Origin of the sequence: Mesorhizobium sp. Cs1321R2N1 (assembly GCF_037179725.1) — a bacterium.
In the GTDB taxonomy this organism is placed as follows: domain Bacteria; phylum Pseudomonadota; class Alphaproteobacteria; order Rhizobiales; family Rhizobiaceae; genus Mesorhizobium; species Mesorhizobium salmacidum.
Window position 1 is genome coordinate 1 of sequence record NZ_JAPYKP010000284.1, and the last position, 2,260, is coordinate 2,260.

The 2,260-nt window shown below is 62.6% G+C and carries 2 protein-coding genes; one reads left to right on the forward strand and one right to left on the reverse strand.

What is annotated here, in order from left to right:
• Positions 1-214 precede the first annotated feature (214 nt).
• A complete protein-coding gene (locus tag O7A61_RS31970; RefSeq protein WP_442921139.1) occupies positions 215-1,273 on the forward strand; it encodes an aminopeptidase in 1,059 nt (352 codons plus the stop codon).
• A 63-nt stretch (positions 1,274-1,336) separates the two neighbouring features.
• On the opposite strand, the gene O7A61_RS31975 is transcribed toward O7A61_RS31970, so the two are convergent.
• Positions 1,337-1,963: a GNAT family N-acetyltransferase gene (locus O7A61_RS31975; RefSeq protein WP_337133137.1), complete on the reverse strand. Its 627-nt coding sequence runs from the start codon at positions 1,961-1,963 to the stop codon at positions 1,337-1,339.
• Positions 1,964-2,260: the final 297 nt, after the last annotated feature.

Consider the following 2,260-nt stretch of genomic DNA (forward strand, 5'->3'; position numbering starts at 1 on the left):
TCCGGAGACGGTCGCGCCACCGCTGACATCAGCCGGAATCTGAAATCCCCATAGCCATCGCCTGTGGCCCGCGGGTTCCTTCCTCGGGGACTTTCGTACGCGTGCCGGCGCCCGAAACTCTTCACGGCAGCAGACCGGCAGCTTCAAGGGCATGCCCAGTGGACGGTCCGCCGGACATGTGCTCCATGGCAGGTGACGAAGCGGTGGGGAAGAAGTGAAGCGCGTTTTTCGATTGTTTGCTGCGGCGATCGCGGCGTCCGCCATGAGCGGTTGCACCAGCATTTCCTACTACGCGCAATCGCTGGAGGGTCATGTCCGGATCATGGCCGCGCGCGAAGACGTCGGAAAACTGATCAAGGCCCCTTCTACCCCTGCGGCATTGCGCACCAAATTGACGTCGGCGAGCGCCATAAGGCGGTTCGCGACAGACGAGCTGGCGCTGCCCGAAAACAGCAGCTACCGCAGCTATGTCGACATCCACCGGGATGCAGTGACCTGGGCCGTCTTTGCCGCGCCGCAATTCTCGCTCACCCCAAAAACATGGTGCTTTCCGGTTTTCGGCTGCGTTCCGTACCGGGGTTACTTCGATCGGAAATCCGCGACCGAAAGCGCCGTCGCACTTCATGAACAGGGGCTGGACGTCTATGTCACCGGCATCACCGCGTATTCTACGCTGGGCTGGTCCAGTGACCCGCTGCTCAGCACCATGCTGCGTCAGGACGACACCTATCTCGCGAGCCTCATCTTTCATGAACTGGCGCATCAGCGTCTTTATGTGAACGGCGATTCCGCATTCAATGAGGCTTTCGCGGTTGCCGTCGAGACCACCGGCACAAGAAAATGGCTCCGCGCGGCCGGCGATCGCGCCGGATTGCGCCGCTATGAAGCCGATCGCAAGCGCAGCGCCGATTTTCTCGGACTGGTGTCGAAAACGCGCGACGAGTTGCGGCAGGTCTATGAAAGCTCCCGTACGCCAGATGAGATGGCGGCAGCCAAGGCAGCCACGTTCGACAGGCTGCGGATGCGCTACCGGCAAATGCGCGACAGACGCTGGGCCGGATACCGGGGATACGACGCCTGGTTCGATGCCCCGATCAACAATGCAAAGCTCGCCGCGACTTCTGTCTACGGCGAACAGGTCCCGGCGTTTCTTCGCCTGTTCAATTTATGCTCCGGCGATTATCCGAGGTTCTACGCTTCCGTCCGACGGATCGCGAATTTGCCCGAACCGGCCCGTGCCGAAGCGCTCAAGGCCGCGACTTCGTGTGATTGATTTGAACGAGCACGGGGACTTTTGACGGACTCCGATGTCAGCCCCGGCCGCAAGCGGATGGCTCTAAGCCTGGCTCGCCAACAGTGACGTTCCGGCGTCTGCGTCGAGCGCAAAGCGCTCGCAGTGCTCGCCGTCGGACTCATCGATGAAGCTCTCGATATGTTTGAAGCCGAGCTTCGCCAGGATCCGCAGCGACGCGAAATTGTGCGTCACCGCCTCGGCCGTCAGTTGGTCAAGCGCCAGGGTCTCAAAAGCATAGCGAATGACTTCGCGCGCGGCCTCGCTGCCCAGTCCCTGTCCCCAATGCGCACGCGCCAGCACAAATCCCAATGCGGCTGCCTTGGCGTCGGTTGCGAAAGACAGGGTTATCGTCCCGATCGCCTCCGATGCCCGGTCCATGGACCACTGGATCGCCTTGCCATCGGCGAAGCGCTGACGCGAACGGGCCAACCATCGCTCGCCCGCGCTTACGTCCTCGGGAACGGGATCGCCGGCAAGCGAGGCGGATTCGACATCCATCGCCCGCGCAAACCATGCCGGGATATCCCGTTCGCTCGGCGCCCGCAGCACGAGCCTTGGTGTGGTGAGCCTGGGAACTGCTTTCATCGGAGGCATTTTCGACCCGGGGCGGCGCCAATGCAACGGCGCTGAAAGGCGCGCCGCTAATGGCCAGACGGCCTTCGGCTCCAAGATACGCCCGATCGCCTTCAGCGCCGCGCATTACATCCAGCGCCTCAATCGGTCCGGGGCCACCCGGCTGCTGTCGGTCAGCGAGTGGCATAAGATTTCGTGATGGCGCCAGCCCACCATAGGGCGGGACAATGGTAACGCCTCGGAGATTTGCAATGAACGGCCGTTATGGGGCCGTAGAACGAACCCGCTGCGCGGGAGGGCGCCTGCGGTTGAGGTAGCGGTTACGGGCCGTGCGTCGCGCTCGCATTGAGCGTCCTCCGGCAGCGGCAGAGCATGACGGGCTTCTTCAACAAG